15 protein-coding genes are annotated in these 23,147 nt (G+C 45.5%); 4 read left to right on the top strand and 11 right to left on the bottom strand.

What is annotated here, in order from left to right; genetic code table 11:
• The first annotated feature begins 7 nt into the window (after positions 1-7).
• A complete protein-coding gene (locus C9991_RS01760) occupies positions 8-850 on the top strand; it encodes a bifunctional metallophosphatase/5'-nucleotidase (protein ID WP_106810914.1) in 843 nt (280 codons plus the stop codon).
• Positions 851-933: 83 nt separating this feature from the next.
• Here the strand turns inward: C9991_RS01760 and C9991_RS01765 are convergent, their stop codons facing one another.
• From C9991_RS01765 to C9991_RS01795, 7 genes are all read right to left on the bottom strand, one after another.
• Positions 934-3,321, bottom strand: coding sequence for a glycoside hydrolase family 2 TIM barrel-domain containing protein (locus C9991_RS01765; protein ID WP_106810915.1), 2,388 nt, complete (start codon positions 3,319-3,321; stop codon positions 934-936).
• 24 nt (positions 3,322-3,345) lie between these two features.
• Entirely contained in the window at positions 3,346-4,449 is a 1,104-nt protein-coding gene (locus tag C9991_RS01770; protein ID WP_106810916.1) for a glycosyl hydrolase 53 family protein, read from the bottom strand.
• 79 nt (positions 4,450-4,528) lie between these two features.
• Positions 4,529-5,584 carry a glycoside hydrolase family 53 protein gene (locus C9991_RS01775; protein WP_106810917.1) on the bottom strand — a complete coding sequence of 352 codons (1,056 nt, stop codon included), beginning with the start codon at positions 5,582-5,584 and terminating at the stop codon, positions 4,529-4,531.
• Positions 5,585-5,604: 20 nt separating this feature from the next.
• Positions 5,605-7,008 carry a DUF5111 domain-containing protein gene (locus C9991_RS01780; RefSeq protein ID WP_106810918.1) on the bottom strand — a complete coding sequence of 468 codons (1,404 nt, stop codon included), beginning with the start codon at positions 7,006-7,008 and terminating at the stop codon, positions 5,605-5,607.
• A gap of 90 nt (positions 7,009-7,098) precedes the next feature.
• A complete protein-coding gene (locus C9991_RS01785) occupies positions 7,099-8,682 on the bottom strand; it encodes a RagB/SusD family nutrient uptake outer membrane protein (protein WP_106810919.1) in 1,584 nt (527 codons plus the stop codon).
• A gap of 72 nt (positions 8,683-8,754) precedes the next feature.
• Positions 8,755-11,727, bottom strand: a complete 2,973-nt coding sequence (locus C9991_RS01790) for a SusC/RagA family TonB-linked outer membrane protein (protein ID WP_106810920.1) — start codon at positions 11,725-11,727, stop codon at positions 8,755-8,757.
• A gap of 564 nt (positions 11,728-12,291) precedes the next feature.
• A complete protein-coding gene (locus tag C9991_RS01795) occupies positions 12,292-12,687 on the bottom strand; it encodes a DUF805 domain-containing protein (protein WP_106810921.1) in 396 nt (131 codons plus the stop codon).
• 233 nt (positions 12,688-12,920) lie between these two features.
• Here C9991_RS01795 and clpP point away from each other — a divergent pair, with 233 nt between their 5' ends.
• From clpP to recQ, 3 genes are all read left to right on the top strand, one after another.
• On the top strand, positions 12,921-13,586 hold the full coding sequence (clpP, locus tag C9991_RS01800; protein ID WP_106810922.1) for an ATP-dependent Clp endopeptidase proteolytic subunit ClpP: 666 nt from the start codon (positions 12,921-12,923) through the stop codon (positions 13,584-13,586).
• Between the two features lie 7 nt (positions 13,587-13,593).
• Positions 13,594-14,823, top strand: a complete 1,230-nt coding sequence (gene clpX, locus C9991_RS01805; RefSeq protein ID WP_106810923.1) for an ATP-dependent Clp protease ATP-binding subunit ClpX — start codon at positions 13,594-13,596, stop codon at positions 14,821-14,823.
• Between the two features lie 64 nt (positions 14,824-14,887).
• Positions 14,888-17,062: a DNA helicase RecQ gene (gene recQ, locus C9991_RS01810; protein ID WP_106810924.1), complete on the top strand. Its 2,175-nt coding sequence runs from the start codon at positions 14,888-14,890 to the stop codon at positions 17,060-17,062.
• A gap of 226 nt (positions 17,063-17,288) precedes the next feature.
• On the opposite strand, the gene eno is transcribed toward recQ, so the two are convergent.
• The 4 genes from eno to C9991_RS01830 form a co-directional block, all read right to left on the bottom strand.
• The gene (eno, locus tag C9991_RS01815) at positions 17,289-18,596 is read right to left on the bottom strand and encodes a phosphopyruvate hydratase (RefSeq protein WP_106810925.1); all 1,308 of its coding nucleotides are present in this window, start codon (positions 18,594-18,596) and stop codon (positions 17,289-17,291) included.
• A 592-nt stretch (positions 18,597-19,188) separates the two neighbouring features.
• Positions 19,189-20,637, bottom strand: coding sequence for an IS1182 family transposase (locus C9991_RS01820; RefSeq protein ID WP_106810833.1), 1,449 nt, complete (start codon positions 20,635-20,637; stop codon positions 19,189-19,191).
• 234 nt (positions 20,638-20,871) lie between these two features.
• Positions 20,872-21,675 carry a LicD family protein gene (locus C9991_RS01825; protein WP_438269188.1) on the bottom strand — a complete coding sequence of 268 codons (804 nt, stop codon included), beginning with the start codon at positions 21,673-21,675 and terminating at the stop codon, positions 20,872-20,874.
• Positions 21,676-21,701: 26 nt separating this feature from the next.
• Positions 21,702-23,069 carry a bifunctional cytidylyltransferase/SDR family oxidoreductase gene (locus tag C9991_RS01830; RefSeq protein WP_106810927.1) on the bottom strand — a complete coding sequence of 456 codons (1,368 nt, stop codon included), beginning with the start codon at positions 23,067-23,069 and terminating at the stop codon, positions 21,702-21,704.
• Positions 23,070-23,147 lie beyond the last annotated feature (78 nt).

Raw genomic sequence — 23,147 nt, forward strand, 5'->3', positions numbered from 1 at the left:
AATTTATATGAAAAAGCTATTACTTATAATTTCGCTCTTCTGTATTGCCACTACAATGTCGGCTCAGAAGACCAAGACGTTGGAGATTCTTCACACCAACGATACGCACAGTTGCATATTGCCTCTCAACCCTAACCTTGCCGATACTGTTGTGGCAGGACGAGGTGGTTTCTTACGCCGCATTGCTATGCTCAACGAGGAACGCAAACAGAATCCTGACTTGTTGCTGTTCGATTCGGGCGACTTCTCTCAGGGCTCACCTTTCTATACTATGTTCAAGGGCGATGTTGAGATTGGACTTATGAACCGCATGAAATATGATGCCGTGACAATAGGCAACCACGAGTTCGACTTCGGTATGGAGAATATGGCTCGCTTGTTCCGTATGGCTGAGTTTCCTATCGTATGCGCCAACTACGACTTCACTGGCACACCTGTCGAGGGTACCGTTAAGCCTTACATTATCATCAAACGTAACGGATTGCGCATAGGTGTCCTTGGCATCTGTCCTCCATTAGAGGGACTGGTGGATGCCACTAAATGCGAGGGCGTGAAATATCTCGACCCTATAAAGACAGCCAACGATGTTGCTCATATGCTCAAGCATAAGGAGAAGTGCGACCTCGTGATATGCCTGTCGCATCTTGGTTGGATTATGAACCAGAACGTGGATGACCATAAGATGATTGCAGCCAACCACGACATCGACATTGTTCTTGGAGGACACTCGCACACATTCTTCCAAACTCTGCAATATATAGAAAATGCCGATGGCAAGAAGATTCCCGACGACCAGAATGGCAAGAGCGCCATATTCGTGGGCAAATTGCTGGTTAAGTTGACTAAATAATTAATAAGAAACAGAAGAAAAACATCTGCCGCGTACTAATAATAAAAGGCTATGGCGCAAATGTCATAGCCTTTTATTATTATTTATTCCACCTTAATAGGCAATGTCGCCATAGGCAAACCATCTGCCGATACACTAAGCATAGCTGTACCATGTCTTAATCCTTCTACAACCACAACCAATTCGCCACTGAATAGAGGCATCTCTGTAGAATTGAAAGCTACAAGCGAGGTTGCGTCACCATTGCAGGCTGCACGGAATTTGCCCGCTCCCGACACATTGAACTTCATATTGTTGGTTGCCGTAGGACACGGTGTGCCATTCTTGTCAACCACCGATACTGTTACAAACGAGAGGTCTTCACCTTTTGAAGATATGCTGTTGCGGTCGGCTTTCAGCACGATACGGGCAGGAGCGCCAGCTGTGCGTATTATCTTCTCGCCCTTGGCGGTTCCGTCATAGTCGTAAGCCACCACCTTTATCTCGCCCGGCTCATACTTCACATTGTTCCAACGCAAGCGATAGCGGTCGAGACGTGTGTTAGGATTCTTCAATATCCTACCCTGACTCTTGCCATTTACAAACAGCTCTGCCGATGGCCATGACGTATAGCAGTAAACTGGAGTTGTCTCTCCCTCTCTGCCCGGGAATGTCCAATGTGGCAATACATGCAGTGTTGCGTCGTCCTTGCGCCAATGAGAGCGATACAAATAATAGCGGTCCTTAGGCAATCCGGCAAGGTCGCAGATGCCGAAATAGCTTGAACGCGAAGGCCAATACTCGTCATATGGCGAAGGCTCACCAAGATAGTCGTAGCCTGTCCATACAAACTCGCCAATGGTGTAGTCGCGGTCGTCTTGCATTCGCCAATCATCATCTGGCAGATTGCTCCATGGACAATATTCCACATCATAGCTTGAGCATTGTCCGTCGGTATATGTCTTCGAGTCGGAAGCCTCAACAGGGAACTTATACACGCCACGTGAGCTTACTGTCGAAGCTGTTTCCGAACCAAGGAGGAATCCCTTAGGCAACTGCTTGATGTTATTATCATACTTATGCACACGATAGTTGAAACCAGGCACATCCATCACTTGGGCAAAGCCCGACTTCAAGGCATCCTCGGCACGATCCATACCTTGTGTCACTGGACGTGTAGGGTCAAACTTATGGCAAAGGTCCTGCAAGTGTTTCGAGATGTTTCTGCCTTCCTCGCTCCACTGCTCTGGTATCTCGTTGCCAATACTCCACATCACTATTGACGGATGGTTGCGGTGGTTGAGCACAAGATTTTCGATGTCCTTGTCTGCCCAATCCTTGAAGTTGAGCGCATATCCGTTCTTGCATTTAGGATAAATCCACATGTCGAAACTCTCTGCCATCACCATCATTCCCATTGAGTCGCATACTTCCATCTGCCATGTTGAAGGCATGTTGTGAGCCGTACGTATAGCGTCGCAACCCATATCCTTCATAGTGCGAATCTGACGTATAAGTGCTGCCTTATTTACTGCGGCACCAATCGGACCGAGGTCGTGATGCAGACACACGCCCTTTATCTTACGCGAAACACCATTCAACTGAAAACCGTCATACTGTGCCACACGCACTGTGCGTATACCTACCTTCTGCTGTGTCTGGTCTATGAGCTTTTTATTGCGATACAGACGTGTGACGAGCTTATATAAATAAGGTGTCTCTGGCGACCAAAGTTGCGCATTATCCACGGTTAGCGTCTTCACAACATTTCCCTGAGCATCAAAGTCACCATACTTAAACTGCGCCACTACCTTGCCTGTGGCATCCACAAGCTGATTTTCTATCGACAGTGTCTTGTCTACATTATTTATATTAGTACAGATGCTAACCTCAGCCTTGCCGTTGCCTATCGACTCTGTACGGAAATAGCAGCCCCACGGATTGATTGTTGCGGCATCGGCATTGGTTACAAGTTGTACCGGACGATATAAACCACCGCCTGGATACCAACGCGAACTCTCCTCGCGGTTGTTAAGGCTTACGCTTATCTCGTTCTTTCCTTTCTTTAAATATGGCGCTGCATCCACACGGAAGGCATTATATCCATAAGCCCAATGTCCGGCAAGCTTACCATTAATATATACATGAGGATCGGCCATGGCACCGTCAAACTCAAGGACAGCTGTCTTAGGCAACTTCTTCAAGTCAATTGTTGTCTTATAGAAGCCACGTCCTATCCAAGGCAGAGCACCCGAACGTCCCGACTTTTCTGTCTTCTCGGTCTCACCATTCTGCTCTATGGCAACAAACTGCAAGTCCCATTTCTTGTCGAAAGGTCCATTTATTGCCCAGTCATGTGGAATGTTGACAGGCTTATAATTTACGCTGTCGCGCGAGAACTGCCATGTCTTCAGATTTAATGTGTTGCGCTGGGCCGAGGCAGTAAGAGCCGATGTGGCAAGCGCAAGGGTTAGTAATGTCAATTTATTCATATCTGGATTTTGTTTGTCACATTATTAATCGTTATTGCTTCGATAGTCGGCAAAGTTTTTCATTGCCTTCACCACCTTTCCTGTGTGGTTGTTGAAGAGTCCACGGTTTATCCAACTGCCAATGGCTTTCTTTCCGCTTTCGTTCTCTTCGGGGAACCACCAGTATAGACCCGTTACTTTAGGATGTTTCTTAAGCATATCCACAAGTTCCTTCGTGAATTGCGCCTGACCATCTTCTGATATAGCATACAGGTCGGAGTGCTCATCGTTCGACTTTGCCCATTTGTCGTTGTCGTGAGAATAATAGAATGCAGTCTCTACTATCATAATATCCTTCTTCGGGAAATCAACAGCAAGTGAATCGAGTGTTCGCGATAGGTTGGGTATATCTTTATGCCACATAGGATAGTAAGACAATCCTATTATATCATAGTCTACATTATGGTTGCGCAGGCGCATATAATAGTTCTTTGTAGCGTCCCAATCTCCAGCATGCTCAGTATGTATAATAATACGTGCATTAGGGCACACCTCGCGACAAGCACGCACACCACTCTTCAGCAAATCAGTTAGCACATCCCAATTCTTTTCGTTAAAGGGGTCGGTCTTTGCCGTAGGCCAAAGCATACCGAAGGTTATCTCGTTGCCCACTTGTATCAAGTCTGGGGCACAACCGTTCTTTTTAAGATGTCTCAAGGCATTTGCGGTATGCTCGTAAACCGAATCACATAGTTGGACTGGTGAGCATTTCATCCATGCTTTAGGAGTGAACTGCTTGCCAGGGTCTGCCCAAGTGTCGGAATAATGAAAATCGAGCATCAGGTTCATACCTGCTTTCTTAATCTGCTTGCATAGCGGAGTGATATAGTCGAGATCTTGGCAAACACCCTCGTCTTTATTTTCTGCTGGAGCATCTGCTGGATTGACAAAGAGGCGCACACGAGCCGCGTTCCATTTATTGTCTTTCGCAATATCAAGCAATGGTCGAGCCTTGCCATTAGCGTCAATAAACTTTGTTCCTGCCTTTTCGTAGGTAGGAAGAAGTGAGATGTCACCGCCAAGCAGACGTGTCTGTGCTTGGGTTGTCGAGAATGACAATAGGAGTAAAAATGATAGAATAAACTTCATTGTTTTATTGTTAGGTAATGTTTAGGTGGCTACGACAATTGTCTGCCGCAGCCACCAGTAACAACTCTCTCATAACCTTTTATTTCACCACATTGCTGCCGAACGCGTCTAATACAGCAGTAGGTTTGCCGTTAGAGTCGAACGCTCCCTTATTGTAGCCGTTCCATCCTCCGTAGCATTCCGGTTCCCAGTAGAATATGCCCAGGCATTCTGTCTTTGCCTTGCATCCGTCTACCATTTTCTTCATCATTGCATTAGCATTATCCGAGTCCCAAGGCATGCCTATCTCGCATATCATAACCTTAGTATTATAGCGCGAGGCGAGTGTCGATATGTTTGCAAGACAATCGTCGGTTGCCTTCTGCCAGTTGTCGTCCTCCGGATAGAGCGACATGCCTATAACGTCCCACTTGGCTCCAGCTGCCTTCAATCCGTCAAACATCCAGGTGAAGGCACCAATCTCATTGCCCTTATCGATGTGTATGATACACTGCGCTTCGGGATAAACCGACTTGGCAGCATCATATCCAGCATTGTTGAGGGCGGCATAATTGTCAAACTTATTGTTGCTAACAAGACCGAGCGGCCAAAGCATGCCCACACGTGTCTCGTTGCCTATCTGTATCCACTCCACGTCAATTCCGTTGTCCTTAAGATACTTAAGCACATCCTTGGTATGGTCGGCTACGGCTGTCTTCATTTTCTCAAGGTCGTCCTTATAGTCGTTCCAAGCAGCAGGAATATTCTGCTGTCCTGGGTCTGCCCATGAGTCTGAGTAGTGGAAGTCAACCATTATGCGCTGACCAAGATTCTTGGCACGCCATGCCTTTAACAGCACATCTTTCTTGTTGCACCATCCGTCTGAAGGGTCTACCCATACACGAAGACGGATAGAGTTGACGCCGAGGTCGCGCAACAGAGCCATACAGTCTTGCTCAGTACCCTTGGCATTGTAGAACTTCTTGCCTGATGCCTCCATCTGTGTTAGCCAACTTACGTCGGCACCCTTGGCAAAACCAGTCATGTCGTAGGTTGGTTCTGTCTGTGGAATTGTATCGTTGTCGTCGCTGCACGAAGAGAACGTGAAAAGCGCCAAAGCAGCGAAGATAAGCGGTTTAAGGAATGATTTCTTCATAATTTATTTTTCTTTTATTGTTATTTCACCACGCTGTAACTCCATTTCAAGGTCTTCAGGTCGACTGTTACTGTCATGGTCTCGCCTGCCTTTACACCATCGTCAAACCATATGTTCCATGCTCCGGCATCCGAAGACAGTGTATAGAGGTCGCTTGGATCGGAACCATATACTACAGAGTTCTCGCGGTCTACAATCTTGAAGTTCTCCCAATCGGCGGTCAGAGTATATGTTCCGCTGTAGGTTGTGTCGCCTGTCTTGGCTAGACGTGCGAGGTCCAAAGAAGCGTCATCCTTGTTCACCATGAATAGTTCTGCCGGATATTTTGTCTCAGGCTCGTCTGTTGCAGTGAAGTCTACCTTGCCCTCAACCACCGAATATGTAAGATATCCGTTGCCATCGGCAGCAACAATCACTGTATATGTACCAGCCTTGGCTATGTTTATTTCTGTTGATGCAGAAGCCTGCGACAGTTTTCCGTCGGCAGCCGCAAAGTGCAGAGTCTTCTCCTCGGCATAGTCGGTGCGTGTAGTCTTGTTATATTCCTTTGCATCGGCATCAATTGTCACCTTCTCGTTAGCTGCAGTAGTTGTGATATAATAGCCCCATTGCTGACGCTTATTATAGTATGTCATGTTGTTGCCGTTAGCGCGTAGCTGCGACAGTAAGGTTGCGCTCCACTCCATCTCCTTTGTGTCCACCTTTACAAACCACGCTCCAGTTCCGTCAGCAAACCAGCAGTTCCATGCATCGCTTGCACTTGATATCTCGAAGGCATGACCGTCTACTGCATAGTTGCCCCAAGTGTCGCCAGAATATTCGTAGAACCAGCAGTTTAGCCAAGGAGTTGCGTTCATATAGCCAGTATATACCCCGTCAGCCTCGGGCGAATGCAGGTAGGCAATAGTATCGGTCTTGTTAAAGGCAAGCACGGCAAGCTTGGTCATATCCACAAAGTAAGGTGTTACGGTTACTGTACACACATTGCTATATTGTGGCTCCATGTTGTCGCCCTGCATCGACTTGATGCGGAAATATATCTGTCCGGCAGTATTAACATTGATGCCAAGGCTCTTGGCAAGTGTGTTGAGCTCGGTACCTGTATATGCTTTTGACAGCGATGTAACTGCTGTTGATGTTGCGTTGGCGAAGTTCTCCGAGGCTGAAGCCTCAACATATGTCTTAAGCAAATCGCCCGTTACAGGATTATTAACATCGCTCGACAGCAAGGTAGGATTCTTCCATCCAAGCTGCAACACTATCTTGGCACGCTGACTAATATCAAGTTTTACGTCTGATGCAGTGGCAATAAGCTCCGAAGGCGCCATGCCATCTACATAAACTGTGTCGCCGTCGTTGTCGCAACTTGCGCAGAACAACGCTACACAAAGGTATAGAAATATCTTATTGAATATCTTGTTCATAATTACTATTATTGATTTAGATTATGTAAACGATTGCAACACCCATGCCACTCCCCTTCATATGGGGAGTAGCTAAGGTTTGGCTCTCTATTAATATCCCTTGTTCTTCAAGTTTGGATTGGCTGTAAGGTCGGTCGACGGTATTGGATAGTAGTTGTACTTATTGTCTACAGCCATACCATCCTTGGTTCCGCCTTTCCACTCCCATATATAAGAAGAGGTGGTAAACTGACCAAAACGAATAAGGTCGGTGCGGCGATAACCTTCCATATAAAGTTCACGGGCACGCTCGTCTATGATAAACTCCTTGGTTAGCTGACTCTCCTTTATGTTTCCGCTTGCGTCGCCATAGGCACGTTTGCGAAGATCGTTGATATACTGAAGTGCCTGTTCGCGGCTTCCACCGTTGCCTCCACGTACTACGGCCTCGGCATACATCAGATATACATCTGCCAGGCGGAACAATGGGAAATCGGTTGCAGCTCCATAAGATGCTGTATTTGATGCCGCCTCACCGTTATCCTTCAGGTTGGTCCATTTGGTAAATAGATATCCATCCTGCTGATTGGTAAAGTCGTCGATATATTGCTGCTGTCCGTCTGTGAAGAACATGTAGCGATGATCCTTATCTCCATCGGCAAACTTTGCAGTCAAGTTGCCACGCGAACGGAAGTTGCCCCAAGGCGAAGCCACGCCAAGGTCGGCTGCATTCTGCGAATTGGATGTGCTGCTTGTCGAGCCACAGATAAGATATGTTGTAGATCCATAGGTCATCAAGTGGTCTGGGTCTTGCGGCAATGCAAAGATTATCTCGTTGGTACGCTTGTCGTTGTCGGCGTTAAAGAGCTGTGCATAATCGCTGTTGAGCGAGTAGCCCTGTGCTATTGCCTGCTTGCAAGCCTCTACACACTCGGTATACTTGGCTGTACCGATATAAGTCTCGGCATTGAGATAGAGCTTTGCAAGCAATGTATAGGCAGCTCCCTTCGATGCCTCACCGTAAGGACAATCGTCTTTTGATGCCATATTGTCAACACATGCTTTAAGCTCCGACTCGATATAATCGAATGTTTGCTGCGGTGTGTAGCGTGGTGGAACATAAGAGCCTATAGGGTCGTTCTCGGTTACAAACGGTATGTTGCGGTAGAGGTCGAGAGCATGATAGTAGAACAAGGCACGCATGAAACGCGCTTCTGCCTGATAGCGGCGCAACTTCTGCTGGTCGGCATCCGAGAAAGAAGATATCTTTGAGTCGGAACAGTTGCGCAAGAACTCGTTGCACAATGTGATATTGTAGTATATGCGATAGTACATATCGCTCACCCATGTGTCGTTGGCGTCCCACTTCATAAAGGATATATTGGTCATATCGTCGCCCGTAAGCCACGAGTATGCCATCTCGTCGGTTGGTCCTTCCTGAAGGTTGATGTACATACGCATATAGTTCTCGCCATGATTTGATGAGAAGTCTGTGCCAGAGCTTTCCTGGCCTGTTGCAGTCATCGAGGCATAAATCTTGCCAAGTACCGACTCATAGTTCTGAATATTGGTATACACTTGCTCAGAGGTGGTTTCGTTGTGTGGATATTGGTTTAGGTCATCGGTGCAAGCTGTGTTAAGTGTCAGCAGCGATGTTCCCATCATCACACCATATAATATATTCTTTAGTTTCATTATGTTTCTTTTTAATATATGTTTAAAGCATTAGGATTTTTCACTTTTCCCTTTTCCCTTTTCACTTTTCCCTTAGAACGTCAGTCCCAAGCTCAGTGTGTATGTTCTTGGTCTTGGATAGAAGCTGCTGTCTACTCCGTTTGGCACCTCTGGATCGGCACCCGAGTAGTTGGTTATGCAGAATACATTCTGCACCATAGCCGATAGCGACAACGAGCACCACTTGGTTATCTTGCCAAAGTTGTAGCTCAAGTTGATGTTGTCAAGCTTAAGGAACGAGCCGTTCTCCACATAATAGTCTGAAAGATACTGGCGTGTCTTGAAGCCTGTCTTCATATAACTGCGGTTGAGATTATTTAACTGCAATCCGTCGGCCCAAGTCTCCATCTCCCATGCTCCGGTGTTCATAGCTGTAGAATTGTATACATAGTTGCCTATGTTGGCGCGGAAACTCATGCCGAGTGTCAATTGCTTGTAGCGCAAAGATGTAGATAGACCCATGATGTAATCGGGCATCGGCGAGTGATAACGATAACGGTCCGACTCGTTTATTACGCCATCGTTGTTAAGATCGGCATATGCTCCCTCGATTGGCTTTCCGCTGCGGTCGTACAGCTGCTTGTATACGTAGAACATATTAGGTGTATAGCCCTCGGTTAGCACTTGAATCTGGTTCTGGTCCTTAACCGTTGGACCTACAATCATATTGGTCTCGCTGTCGCTCTTAACCAATGAAAGGTTCTTAACCTTCATCTTCTGCCAAGTGAAGTTGTACGAAAGATTCCACTCCCAATCCTTGGTCTGCACTGGTGTGGCATTGAGTGTAACCTCAATACCATGGCTGTCCACATTGCCCACATTCGTGGTGATGGTCTTGCCAAACTGTGTGCCAGCTGCTGCTGGAACTGTTGCTATAAGGTCCTTTGTCTTGCGTGTATAGTAGTCAAACGAACCTGAAATACGGTTTTTAAGGAATCCGAAGTCGAAACCTACGTTCCAAGAATCGGTTGTCTCCCATTTAAGGTTAGACACATATGCCTCTGGACGATAGGTGTTAATCCATGTTCCATTGACATAAGCCTCGGCTCCCGATGCGCTGTATGTATAAACAGGCAGATAATTATAATTGCCGCCTACCTCCTGCTGACCGGTTACACCGTATGATGCACGCAATTTGAGGTTGCTAAGTATCTTGTTGTCCTTAAGGAACTTCTCGTTGCTGATGGTCCAACCCAAGCCTACTGAAGGGAATGTACCCCAACGATAGTCGCTGCCAAAGCGTGAGCTGCCGTCACGACGCATGGTTGCTGTAAGGAGATAACGTCCATCGTACGAGTAGTTTACACGTCCATAGTATGACAACAAAGTATGACGATAGTCCTCTGCCTTGTGGGTTTTGAGCTGCGAGCCAGCCATATTATACTCTACTGTCTCTGGCGATGTCGACTTCCAATACTGATAATCGTAACCTATTGTTGCGTCGACATTGCTCTTTGTCTCCTCAAAGTAGTGACCGTAGTTGGCGTAAACGGTAAGCAGATTGTTCTGCTTCTTCTGTGGACCGTAGTTGTAATTGTATCCGCCATCAAAGTAGTTGGATGCCGCATAGTCGGGTATGCGTGTGTGTCCCTTGCCTTCTGCCACGTCGGTGCCAACTGTTGCATGCAGCTTTACATCTGGAAAGAAGTGGAGCTTGTAGTCAACATCAAAGTTGCCTATAAATCGCTTTACATCGCTGCCAGCATCATACATGTCGACAAGTCCACGCGGATTGCGCTGTCCGGCTGATGTATTGATAGGGTTGCCGCTTGCATCTAACGACTCGGTATAACCGCCAAGCTTGTCCGAACCAGAATATACTGGCAATGTGGGGTTGAATGTAGCCGCTGCCCAAATAGCATTGCCGTTGTAGAACGAGTTCTTGGCTATAGAGCCCTTGGCATTGAGTGTAAGCTTTAGGTGGTCGTTAAAGAAGCTGGGGTTGAGCACAAGATTACCGGTAAAGCGCTCCGACTTGTCGCCGCGAATGATACCATTCTGGTTGGCATAACCTATGGATGCACGGAACGGAAGTCCCTTTACGATGTTGCCCGAAAGCGACAGATTGTTGTCGGTAGATAATGTTGTGCGATATACCTCGTCAAACCAATCGGTGTTGGCATTGCCAAGCAAAGCCTTCTGAGCATCGGTGCCCTGGGCATTTATAACATTGCGAAACTCGTCGGCACTCAATACATCCACCATCTGTGCACGTGTCTGCATGGTGTTGGTAGACGAGAATTGTATGTTGAGCTTCGAGTCGCTGCCCTTCTTTGTTGTTATAAGAATAACACCGTTGGATGCTCGCGAACCATAAATAGCCGTAGATGCAGCATCCTTTAATACAGTCATCGACTCGATGTCTTGCGGGTTAATCATGCTAAGGAAATTGTCGGCACCCGATATGCCACCAAGCTCCAAAGGCACACCATCTACAACTATAAGCGGGTCGTTAGATGCATTCAACGAGGCACCACCACGTACGCGAATAGTGCTTCCTGCGGTTGCCGAACCAGAGTTCGACATAATCTGCACACCCGAAACCTTACCATTAATAAGTTGCTCGGGCGATGATATAGAGCCTTTGTTGAAATCCTTGGCCTTGACAGTGGCAACCGAACCCGTAAGGTCGCTTTTGCGTGTAGTACCGTAACCAACAACCACCACCTCGCCTATCTGCTTGTCGTTAGAGTCGAGCTGTATGGTCATAACACCGTTCTTTAGTTGCACGGTCTTGGCTACATATCCTATATATGATACAGAGATTTGCTTGGTTCCTTCGGGAACTGTAAGCGAGAAATTGCCGTCTATATCTGTAACGGCTCCAGTTTTGCCACCATCGAGCATAATAGTGGCGCCCATAAGAGGTTCTTGATTGTTGGCATCCACAACGCTGCCCTTTACAATGCGGTTCTGCGCAAATGCCGACAAGCTTGATGTTGCAAGCAGTCCGGCAAGAAGTAGCGCGAAACGTCCTGTGGATTTGTTTCCTTTTGTTTGGTTCATGTTCAAAACGTTTAGGTAAATTATGGTTTGGTTTAAATTTTGTCTTTTACTGAAAATGGTTGTCTTAAAGAACAACCTAAGCTGATCTTGTTTTCTTACTCTTGAAGATTTGAAACGGATAGGTTTTTATTCGGTTGCAAAATTACAAGCATTGACTAATATGGAGCGTCACAAATTAGACAAAAGACAAAACAAAACGGACAAACACGCGGCTAAACGCCCATAAACAAAGGATTTGGCAAATATGTAAAGGCTTTTGGAAGAAAAATTTTTATGCCTAACACTGAACTATAAGCAAACAAGATATGAACAAAAAAGCACGAGGAACCCTCATCGATAAACCGCAATTTATGGATGAAAAGCTTGGATAAGAAGAACGGGGAAACAAGAGGATTTATTTGCTCCCAAAGTAATATAATATTACTTGCACATTTAAATATATATTACTTTGCATTTTAATATAATATAACTTTGCATTTTAATATATATTACTTTGCATTTTAATATATATTACTTTGGGACAGCATATAATGTCAGTAAAAAATAGTCTATAAAACGGCTTTATTATTTTTCTGGCTCTGGTCCGTAAGCATTATCGCCAGGATTGCTGCCAGTGGCAAAGTATACTATAAGAAGAATAGCTCCAATGATAGGCAGGAACATCCAGAAGAGGTTGAATCCCGAACGTCCGGTATCATGAAGACGGCGCACCGAAACTGCCAAGCCGGGTATAAACGCAGCAATGGCGTAGATCCAATAAAGAATGGTGCCAACCATATAGCCACCAGTAGCTCCGTCTAAGCCCTTGAAGATAGCACCGATAATAGAGCATACGGCAATAAGGGCAAAGCTCATGATAATATTGAACAAATAGAAGAACCAATACTCCGAACGTGTGGCTCGACCACTAAATGTTGCATACTTTGAAAAAACTGATACAACTGCTTCTTTTAATCCCATAGATTTAAATTTTTAAAGGTTTATAAATAAATTTGACAGCAAATCATTAATATTGCTTGCACAAAGTTACATATTTTTTTTAATACCCTTATGCAAAGAATAAAAAAATATATGGTAAGATTATAAGCGAACCGACTTTTTTTTGTATCTTTGTATATAGATAGTTGCTGTTTGGCCTTCTATCATTACTTATATATATACAACATACAGAAAAACAATAAGAAAAACAAGATATGAACGACTTTAGAAAGTACGCAACACAGCACCTTGGCATGAACGGTTTGGTGCTTGATGACGTGATGAAGGCGCAGGCTCAGTACCTCAACCCTTACATCCTCGAGGAGCGTCAGCTCAATGTTACACAGATGGATGTGTTCTCACGATTGATGATGGACCGTATCATCTTCCTCGGTACCGAGATTAACGACTATACAGCCAATACACTCTCGGCGCAACTCTTATACCTTGACTCGGTAGATCCTGGCAAGGATATCTCTATCTATATCAATTCGCCTGGCGGAAGTGTTACAGCTGGTCTCGGCATCTACGACACTATGCAGTTCATTACATCCGACGTGTCTACCATGTGTACTGGTATGGCTGCATCTATGGCTGCCGTATTGCTCGTGGCTGGTCAGGAAGGCAAAAGATATGCCCTAAAGCATAGCCGCGTGATGATACACCAGCCTCTTGGCGGTGTACAAGGACAAGCTTCGGACATTGAGATTGAAGCAAGAGAGATTCAGAAGTTCAAGAAGGAACTCTACACCATTATCTCCGACCACTCGCATACTCCATTCGACAAGGTTTGGGCCGACTCTGACCGCAACTACTGGATGAATGCAGAAGAGGCTAAGGAGTATGGAATGATTGACCAGATAATGATTAGAAAGAAATAATATAGCAATGCCAAAGAAAGTATGCAGTTTCTGCGGAAGAGCAGAAAAGGATGTCAACTTTATAATTACCGGACTCAACGGCTTTATCTGCGACCAATGCGCACAGCAGGCATATCAGATTGTGGTTGAGGCTGGGCTCGGACCCGATGGTGGCAAGCGTAAGCGCGGCGGAAAGTTTGATGTGGAACTTGCCGATGTGCCTAAGCCTACGGAGATAAAGGAATATCTCGACCAATACATCATCGGACAGGACGAGGCCAAGAAGTTTCTGTCGGTTGCAGTATACAACCATTACAAGCGCCTGTCGCAGCCTGACGACGAGTCGGGTGTTGAGATTGAGAAGAGCAACATCATTATGGTGGGCTCTACTGGTACGGGCAAAACTCTGCTCGCACGCACTATAGCCAAGTTGCTAAAGGTGCCTTTCACCATTGTAGACGCAACTGTGTTTACCGAGGCTGGCTATGTGGGCGAGGATGTAGAAAGTATTCTCTCGCGCTTGCTTCAGGTTGCCGACTACGACTTGCCGGCTGCCGAACGCGGTATTGTATTTATTGACGAGATTGACAAGATAGCACGCAAGGCCGACAACCCAAGTATCACTCGCGATGTTAGCGGCGAGGGTGTGCAGCAGGGTTTGCTAAAACTGCTTGAGGGAACAATGGTGAATGTGCCGCCAAAGGGTGGACGCAAGCATCCTGACCAAGACTATATACACGTAGATACTCGCAACATATTATTTATATGTGGCGGTGCATTCGACGGTATAGAACGCAAAATTGCTCAGCGTCTTAATGCTCACACCGTTGGCTTTAACTCTGTACAGAACGCAAGAAGCATTGACAAGAGCGACCTTATGAAGTATATATTGCCGCAGGACCTAAAATCATTCGGTCTTATTCCGGAGATTATCGGTCGTCTACCCGTGCTTACATACCTCAATCCTCTTGACCGCGAAGCCCTGCGACGCATCCTTATCGAGCCTAAGAACTCTATCATCAAGCAGTATAAAAAACTGTTCGAGATGGACGGCATACAGCTTAACTTCACCGACGACGCACTCGACTTCATCGTGGATAAGGCTGTAGAATACAAACTTGGCGCTCGTGGACTGCGCTCTATCGTAGAATCGATTGTTATGGACGCTATGTTCGAACAGCCTTCAAAGAAGGTGGACAAGTTTGACGTTACACTCGATTACGCTAAGCAGCAACTTGAGAAGTCGCATCTAAAATAGAATAGAAATCCTCTCCACCCCGCTGGAGGGAGTGGAGAGGATTTAGCTTTTAAATCTTACTACTATGACTGGGACAATTAACCTCAACGAACAACTAAAACATTACTTCGGTTTCGACTCGTTCAAAGGCGAACAAGAAGCAATAATACGCAACTTGCTTGAAGGCAACGACACATTTGTGCTAATGCCTACAGGTGGCGGCAAGAGCCTTTGCTATCAATTGCCATCGCTTATTATGGACGGTACGGCGATTGTTATATCGCCGCTCATAGCTCTTATGAAAAATCAGGTCGACGTCATTAACGGCCTTAGCGAGGAGCCGGGAGTTGCCCATTATCTCAATTCCTCACTCAACAAGGCTGCCATACAGCAAGTATACAAGGATGTTCGTGAAGGACGCACCAAACTGTTGTATGTGGCTCCCGAATCGCTGAACAAGGAAGACAACCTTGAGTTCTTCCGCTCTTTCAAGATTTCGTTCTATGCCATTGACGAGGCTCACTGTATTTCGGAGTGGGGACACGACTTCCGCCCCGAATACCGAAACATACGCCCAACAATACAGAAAATAGGCAACGCTCCCGTCATAGCCCTTACTGCCACTGCCACAGACAAGGTGCGCATGGACATTAAGAAGAGCCTCGGCATTACTGATGCCAAGGAGTTCCGCTCGTCCTTTAATCGTCCTAACCTATATTACGAGGTAAGACAGAAGACTAAGGATATAGATAAACAGATTATCAAGTTTATTAAACAGCACCCCGGAAAGAGTGGTATTGTATACTGTATATCACGCAAAAAGGTGGAGGAACTGGCGGCTGTACTGCAAGCCAACGAGATTAAGGCGGCTCCTTATCATGCTGGACTCGACTCGGCAAAGCGATCGCAGACACAAGACGACTTCCTTATGGAGCGCATCGACGTTATTGTTGCTACCATAGCTTTTGGCATGGGCATCGACAAACCCGACGTACGATTCGTTATACACTACGATATTCCAAAGAGTTTGGAAGGATATTATCAGGAGACAGGACGTGCCGGACGCGATGGTGGAGAGGGTATGTGCATAGCCTTCTACTCGTATAAAGACTTGCAAAAACTTGAGAAGTTTATGGAAGGTAAGCCTGTTGCCGAGCAAGACATAGGCAAACAATTGTTGCAGGAAACTGCTGCTTATGCCGAGTCGTCGGTATGCCGACGCAAGATATTGCTGCACTACTTTGGCGAGGAATATCCTAAGGACAACTGTGGCAATTGCGACAACTGCCGACATCCTAAGGTTAAACGCGAGGGCAAAGAGGCTTTGCTCATAGTGCTACGCTCTATTCTTGCCATGAAGGAGGGATTCCGTCAGGATTATGTCATCGACTTTGTTAAGGGACGTGCTACTGATGATATTGTATCGCATCACCATGACCAGCTCGAGGAATTTGGCATGGGCGAGGATATGCCTCCTAAGACATGGAACCCGGTTATACGTCAGGGTATGATTGCTGGATATATACACAAGGACATAGAGAGTTATGGATTGCTTAAGGTTACGGCTGCCGGCAAGCGATTTGTGAAGAATCCTACTGACTTTACATATGTGGAGGACACCGACTTTACCGAAACTAACGACGACGTAGAGGAGGAGCATGGAGCATCGGCACTGGATCCTACACTATATAGTATGCTGCAAGACCTTCGTAAAAAGACGGCTAAGAAGCTTAATCTACCAGGTTATGTCATCTTCCAAGACATATCACTCGAGCAGATGGCCACTCTATATCCGGTTTCTGTAGAAGAACTTCGCAACATTCAAGGCGTTGGCGTAGGCAAGGCTCGTAGATACGGCAAGGAGTTCTGCGCACTTATCAAGCGCTATTGCGACGATAACGAGATTGAACGTCCTGAGGAGATGTTTGTCAGAACCGTGGCTAAGGACTCGATGACTAAGGTTAAGATTATTGGTTACCTGGACCGTCGCATGCCGCTTGACGACATTGCATCGGCTCTGAACCTCGACTTCGACGACTTGCTGGACGAGATTGACGCTATTGTATACTCGGGCACTAAGGTAAACATCGACTATTTCCTTGAGGATGTAATGGACGAGGATCAGGTGGACGATATATACGAATACTTCCGCGAATCGGATACCGACAATATCGACGACGCTATGGACGAGCTTGGTGACTACGAAGAACGCGATATCCGCCTTGTCAGAATCAAGTTCTTGTCGGAACAGGCCAACTAAAGATGGTTAATCTGGAAGACTTAACCTATCACTTATCTAGCACTAAAGTATCACAAGGCAAGCAAGCGTATCCGCAATGCAAGTGTTGATATATAGAAATAATTAATAATTCCTCAGAAGCAATTGAGTGCTTACGTTTGAATATATAAAATATGGGCATGTTCAACCATCACGGTTGTTCATGCCCATTTATTTCGATTATGATTTATTCAATAATTAATCACGTCTACTTTAGTTTTTTGTAACCGTAAGATGCGTTATTTCCCAACTGTTCTTCGATACGGATAAGTTGGTTGTACTTTGCCATACGGTCGGTACGGCTCATCGAACCAGTCTTGATTTGACCAGAGTTTGTTGCCACAGCTATATCAGCGATAGTAGTATCCTCGGTTTCACCAGAACGGTGTGATGTAACAGTTGTATAGCCATGGCGATGAGCCATCTCTATAGCATCCAAAGTCTCAGTAAGCGAACCTATCTGGTTCACTTTGATAAGGATAGAGTTAGCAGCACCCATTTTGATACCTTTCTCCAAGAACTTCACGTTCGTCACAAAGAGGTCGTCACCAACTAATTGGCAACGGTCGCCAATGGCAGCTGTAAGCTTCACCCAGTTGTCCCAATCGTTCTCATCAAGACCGTCCTCGATGGAATCAATAGGATATTTGGTGATTAGTTCTTCCAAGAACTTTATTTGCTCTGCAGCTGTGAGTTTCTTGCCGTTGGGATCCTTCTTCTTACCGTCCTTCAGCTGGCGATAATCGTAATACCACTCACCATTCTCTTGAACAGCAAACTCGCTGGCAGCGCAGTCCATTGCTATCTTCACATCCTTTCCCGGCTCATAACCAGCATCCTTGATTGCCTGACAAATGCTCTCAAGCGCATCCTCTATACCATTGAGTGCCGGAGCGAAACCACCCTCGTCGCCGACAGCAGTAGAAAGTCCGCGGCTCTTTAGGAGCTTGGCCAAGGCATGGAACACTTCTGCACCCATACGGATGGCCTCTTTCTCATTAGAAGCTCCGACAGGACGTATCATAAACTCCTGGAAAGCGATTGGCGCATCAGAGTGAGCACCTCCATTGATGATGTTCATCATAGGAACGGGAAGGGTGTAAGTGTTGCAACCACCAATATAGCGATACAACGGCATGTGGAGATACTCGGCTGCAGCATGAGCCACTGCAAGCGATACACCAAGAATAGCATTGGCTCCCAGGTTTGACTTGGTCTTGGTGCCGTCCAGCTCTAACATCTTATGGTCGATAGCACGCTGTTCCAAGGCTGAGAAACCGACCAAAGCCGGCGCAATCACGTTATTCACATTCTCTACAGCCTTTAATACTCCCTTGCCACAATAGCGGCTCTTGTCGCCATCACGAAGTTCCAAAGCCTCATTCTCACCTGTTGAGGCACCAGACGGGACTGATGCACGACCAACGATGCCAGACTTTAATGACACCTCTACCTCTACTGTAGGATTGCCACGAGAATCCAAGATTTCTCTTGCATGAACTTTTTCAATAATCATAATACAATATTATCTTTACAATTATAAAACTTTTATATAAACCGCATGAACACAACATCGGCCGCATAAATACGATTCTTTTCTGAGTGCAAAAATAGTAATCATAAGAGAAACCACCAAATTAGGAGCGTCATCAAAAATAGGTATTCCACTAATAATACCGAAATGTAGGTATGGCATTTCAAAATATCCACAAAATAGATATCTTTGCATTAATACAAAATAATTCAGTAACTTTATAAGATGCCTCGTAGCATCTGCCACCAAACTTGCTTGCTCGGCGAACAGGAGTTCGCCGTTCCATAGGTGGAGCGTCGCCGCCTCGGCGACGTAAGCAACACGGTGTTTTGTGGTTTTTTGTTAAAGCCCTGCCATATAGTCACACTTGCGTGGTACAGTTCGGAGACGAGGGCACTGAAAAAGTTAGCCCTTTAAGACTTTATTCCACTCTTTTAAATAAAAAAGCAGATTGCATTAAACATTATGTCGGTTTTGCAATCTGCTTTTAATTTGCTTTGATATGGTCTAATATACAGCCTTATAGAGGATGTAGGGCACTTATGTCACAAGTGTATAATTCTTCTAATTATTCTTAGCTTAGTCTCAATATTCTTTTGATATTTACGGCAAATATTGTCATTGCACCTTGCATTTGCATACAATCTAGCCCATACGACAATGCCTTATCATAGCCGTATACCTGTTTTAACTCCGAATTTTTTGCCTCTATCTTGTATCTCTGGCGGGCTATTTCTTTAAATTCTTGTGTCTTCTGAAACTCCAGTTGTCTTTTATGTTCTCCTTTCTTGATAGGTACACTATAGGTCTTGCTTTTAGCTCCATCCTTGTAGCATCCGTTTCTTCGTGAGCAAGTCTTGCATTTATCCACATCAAAGAAATAAGTCATGGATTGATTCCAGTTCCTATTCTTTCCCATTATTACTTTTCTGATTGCCATATGGCCAGCAGGACAAACAAACATGCCTGCATCCTTGTTGTAATCAAAATTGTCTTCACTCTTTCTAAATCCACTACTAATAGACGGATGTAATTTGGACACCAAACGAAATCCCCTCTCTTCATCTTCTGCCAGTTTGAGGTTCTTGCAGCCAGAATATGCGGTATCACCAACAACCGTGTCAACCTCCATTCCGTTCTTTCTGCTTTGCTCAACAAGCTCTTCCAACTGAGGCCCGTCACCCTTCTCGCCAGATGTGACTGTGGCAGCAGTTATGATACGCTCATCACTCATTGCGATGTGAGTCTTGTAACCGAAGAACGACGTGTCTTCTGTCTTATGCCCAACACGTGCGTCTGTATCCTTTGAGGTTGTATAGTGGTCTTCTATGTCCGCAAGCGTCTCCTTTAGCATATTTAGTCGCTGTTTTACTGCGGGCACTTCCGAAAGGCAGGAATCCGAGGTGATATGATTTAGAAGGTCCTTGGTATAATCCAACTCATGAACAAGGTCATCGTCTTCATTCTTAGCCGGAAGTGTTTCCTTTATATTATCATCCATGGCATAAAGCGCCTTGCGGAGTTGCTTCGAACGGAGTTTCAGTATCTCAACTGGTGAATACGGATTTGACCTGGCTTTTGTATGAGTCGAATCTACAATAATAGTCTTTGATGTGATGATTCCTTTCTCTATTGCTATCTCTACAGTTTTTTTGATAAGCAGGTTCATAAGATCCGTGTCTTTCAGGCGTAATCTGCGAAACTTACAAAGACTGCTTGGATTGATAACGCCTTCCTCAGGAGTCATATCAAGAAAATACTTAAACGACATGTCATAACGGGAACGCTCTACAACATCCACGTCAGATATATCGTATATTGTCTTCAATAGAAGATATTTGAACATACGAATGGGCGATTCAGCTGTACGGCCGTTATCAGGACAATATTTATTGACCAGTTCCTGATAGACAAAGCTGAAGTCTATCAGGTTATTAATACGGCGGAGAAGGTTGTCCTGGGGGACGACTATATCATAAAGTGAGCTATATTCACTGAGTGGAAGTTGTTGTTGTGACAGCATAAGTACCTTGGATTTTATTCCTTAAAGGTACAAAAAAATCTGCACATAGCCAAATTATGTGCAGATTATAATTGATAAATATATCGCAAGGGACTTTTTCAGTGCCCTCTTCGGAGACCGTACCTCCTACGATTTCTTAGGTTCATCACACCATATTCTGGATGAACCAGAAAACAGGCTTACCAATCATGACAGATAGCATGGTAGATAAGCCCATTATTTTAGATTATTAGTTTAAATCAAATCGGGCATAATAAACACCGAATGAACCACCTGCTTCTCCTTTGGCGGAATCTGCATATAGTTCTTATAGAGATCGGTTAGATAGGCATCCGGATTGGCTGGAGCAGCAAAGGGTTTACCCTCAAAGTTGATAGTAGACAGCGGGAAGATAGAGTCTTTGCGGTGCATAATGCCGTAGCCATTGTTTATAAGGATATTTGACATATATGTGTCTTTGCCGCGAGTGGCAAATGCAATCTTCCAAAGCAATTTGTACCACAGATATTTAGCACCAAAGAAGAAGAACTCGAAGAAGGCTCGCCACGAATACTGATGCGAGTGATGCAGTATGGAATAACACTTAGACATGCCCTTGCCATACTTCTTGCAGAAACTCTTCGACACATTGGGATAGTCAATCATCGGGAATATGTCGACAAACAAACCCTTTGAATAATCCTTCGAGAAATCCTCATTGCCCTCAACATAAAAGGAATTAAGGTCGCGTACCTTCATTATAGGCTCGCGTGTCTGCTCAGTTTCTGGTGTTTGCAGACGCAATCCCTCACGCAGTTCTCCTGGTGCAATCTCGGCAAAACGTCGTGCATCGTCTAAAGGCATAGCAATATCTATGTCGTCGTCCCATGGTATAAATCCCTTGTGACGCACAGCACCTAAGAGCGATCCACCGTCAAGCCAATACTTGATATTATGGTTACGGCAGATGCGGTCTATTTCTTCGAGTATTGTCAGTTGCTTAAGCTGAGCGCGGCGCAACTGCTGTTGCTTGAATTGTTCAAGATAATTCATCTTTATTCTCTTGTCTTAAAAATATCGCCCTATCAATCCTTCTGTCTTCTTACATCTATAACCTGACCCGTGCAATCGGATGCCAAGGTCTGAAGTGTTGCCTCTGCCACCCTCTCTGGCATAAGCAGCGAGTCGTCGGGTTCTATACCAAAGTTCTGCTGACGCATAGGAGTTTTTGTGCGCTCAGGGTTGATACAGTTAATCTTAATACCATCTCCATCCCACTCTTGCGCAACTGCCTGTACAAAGTTTACGATAGCCGCCTTGGTAGACGAGTATATGCTGTAGAACGCCCTACCCCTTGTATACGAGCTTGATGTAAAGAATATCAGCTTGCCCTCTGTTTGTTTCAGGTACGGATAGGCCTCAAGAGCCACGTTCACAGTGCCGAGATAATTGGTTTGTATCGCATTCTGTATTGTTTCGTAATCCATTGTGGCAAGCGGTTCCTTATTGAGCACACCTGCTGTGCACACAACATAGTCGATATGGCCTGCTGTCTCATGTGCATCGGTCATTGCCTTTGCCACACTGTCGCGTTGTGCCACATCCACCTTGTTCTCCGAACGCGAATACGAGAAAACAGTGGCTCCACTCTCGCGCAACATATCTACCACATATTTGCCTATGCCGTAGCTTCCGCCAAACACTACAGCAACCTTGTCGCGGAACACGTCTGACACATGTTCTGTATTCTCGGGCTCAGTGTTCTTGAGTTGAAACAACTTGTCGAGCATATAGGTATCCTCGCGGTATGTAAGCTTCATATTGCTCTCCTCACCACGCACAACAAACACAGGTTCATCGGTATACTTGCGCACAACACCGCAGTCGTCGGTTGTCTTGAATTCAGGATCTTTCAATGCACGCTCGTAAGCATCGGCAATAACTTGGCGGTCGAAAGCCTGTGGAGTTTGACCGCGACGCAAGCGCGAACGGTCTGGAATGGATGTTATGCAGTCGTTGCCATCTACCTCGATAATAGTATCTGCAGACGGGATGGCTACGTCAATGGCACGATGAGACGCTAAGGCATCTATCACGTCATTTACGATACGCTGGCTTACAAGCGGGCGTACCGCGTCGTGGAAAATTAGGTTGACGTCCTGGTTAGCGTATGCCTGTATGGCAGAGAGCGATGAGTCGTAACGCTCTTTGCCACCTTTGAGTATCTTCTTTACCTTATGCCACTTGTTGCGCAAGACAATATTCTCGAAGTCGCTTATAAGCATAGGGTTTGCCACAATAGCAATCTCGTCGATATGCTGATTGCGCTCGAACACATCGACAGTGTGCTCTACCACCATTTTGCCTGCCACCTTAAAGAACTGTTTAGGTGTAGACATTCCGAGGCGTGAGCCTACGCCACCGGCAAGTATAACGGCTATATTTCTTTTCATACGTTCCTGTTGTTAAGTACTTATTTGCAAAGGTAAGAAAAATCCCGGCAAAACATCAAAAGTTATTGATGTTTTGTC

The organism is Prevotella merdae, from assembly GCF_900290275.1.
Taxonomy (GTDB): Bacteria; Bacteroidota; Bacteroidia; order Bacteroidales; family Bacteroidaceae; genus Prevotella; species Prevotella merdae.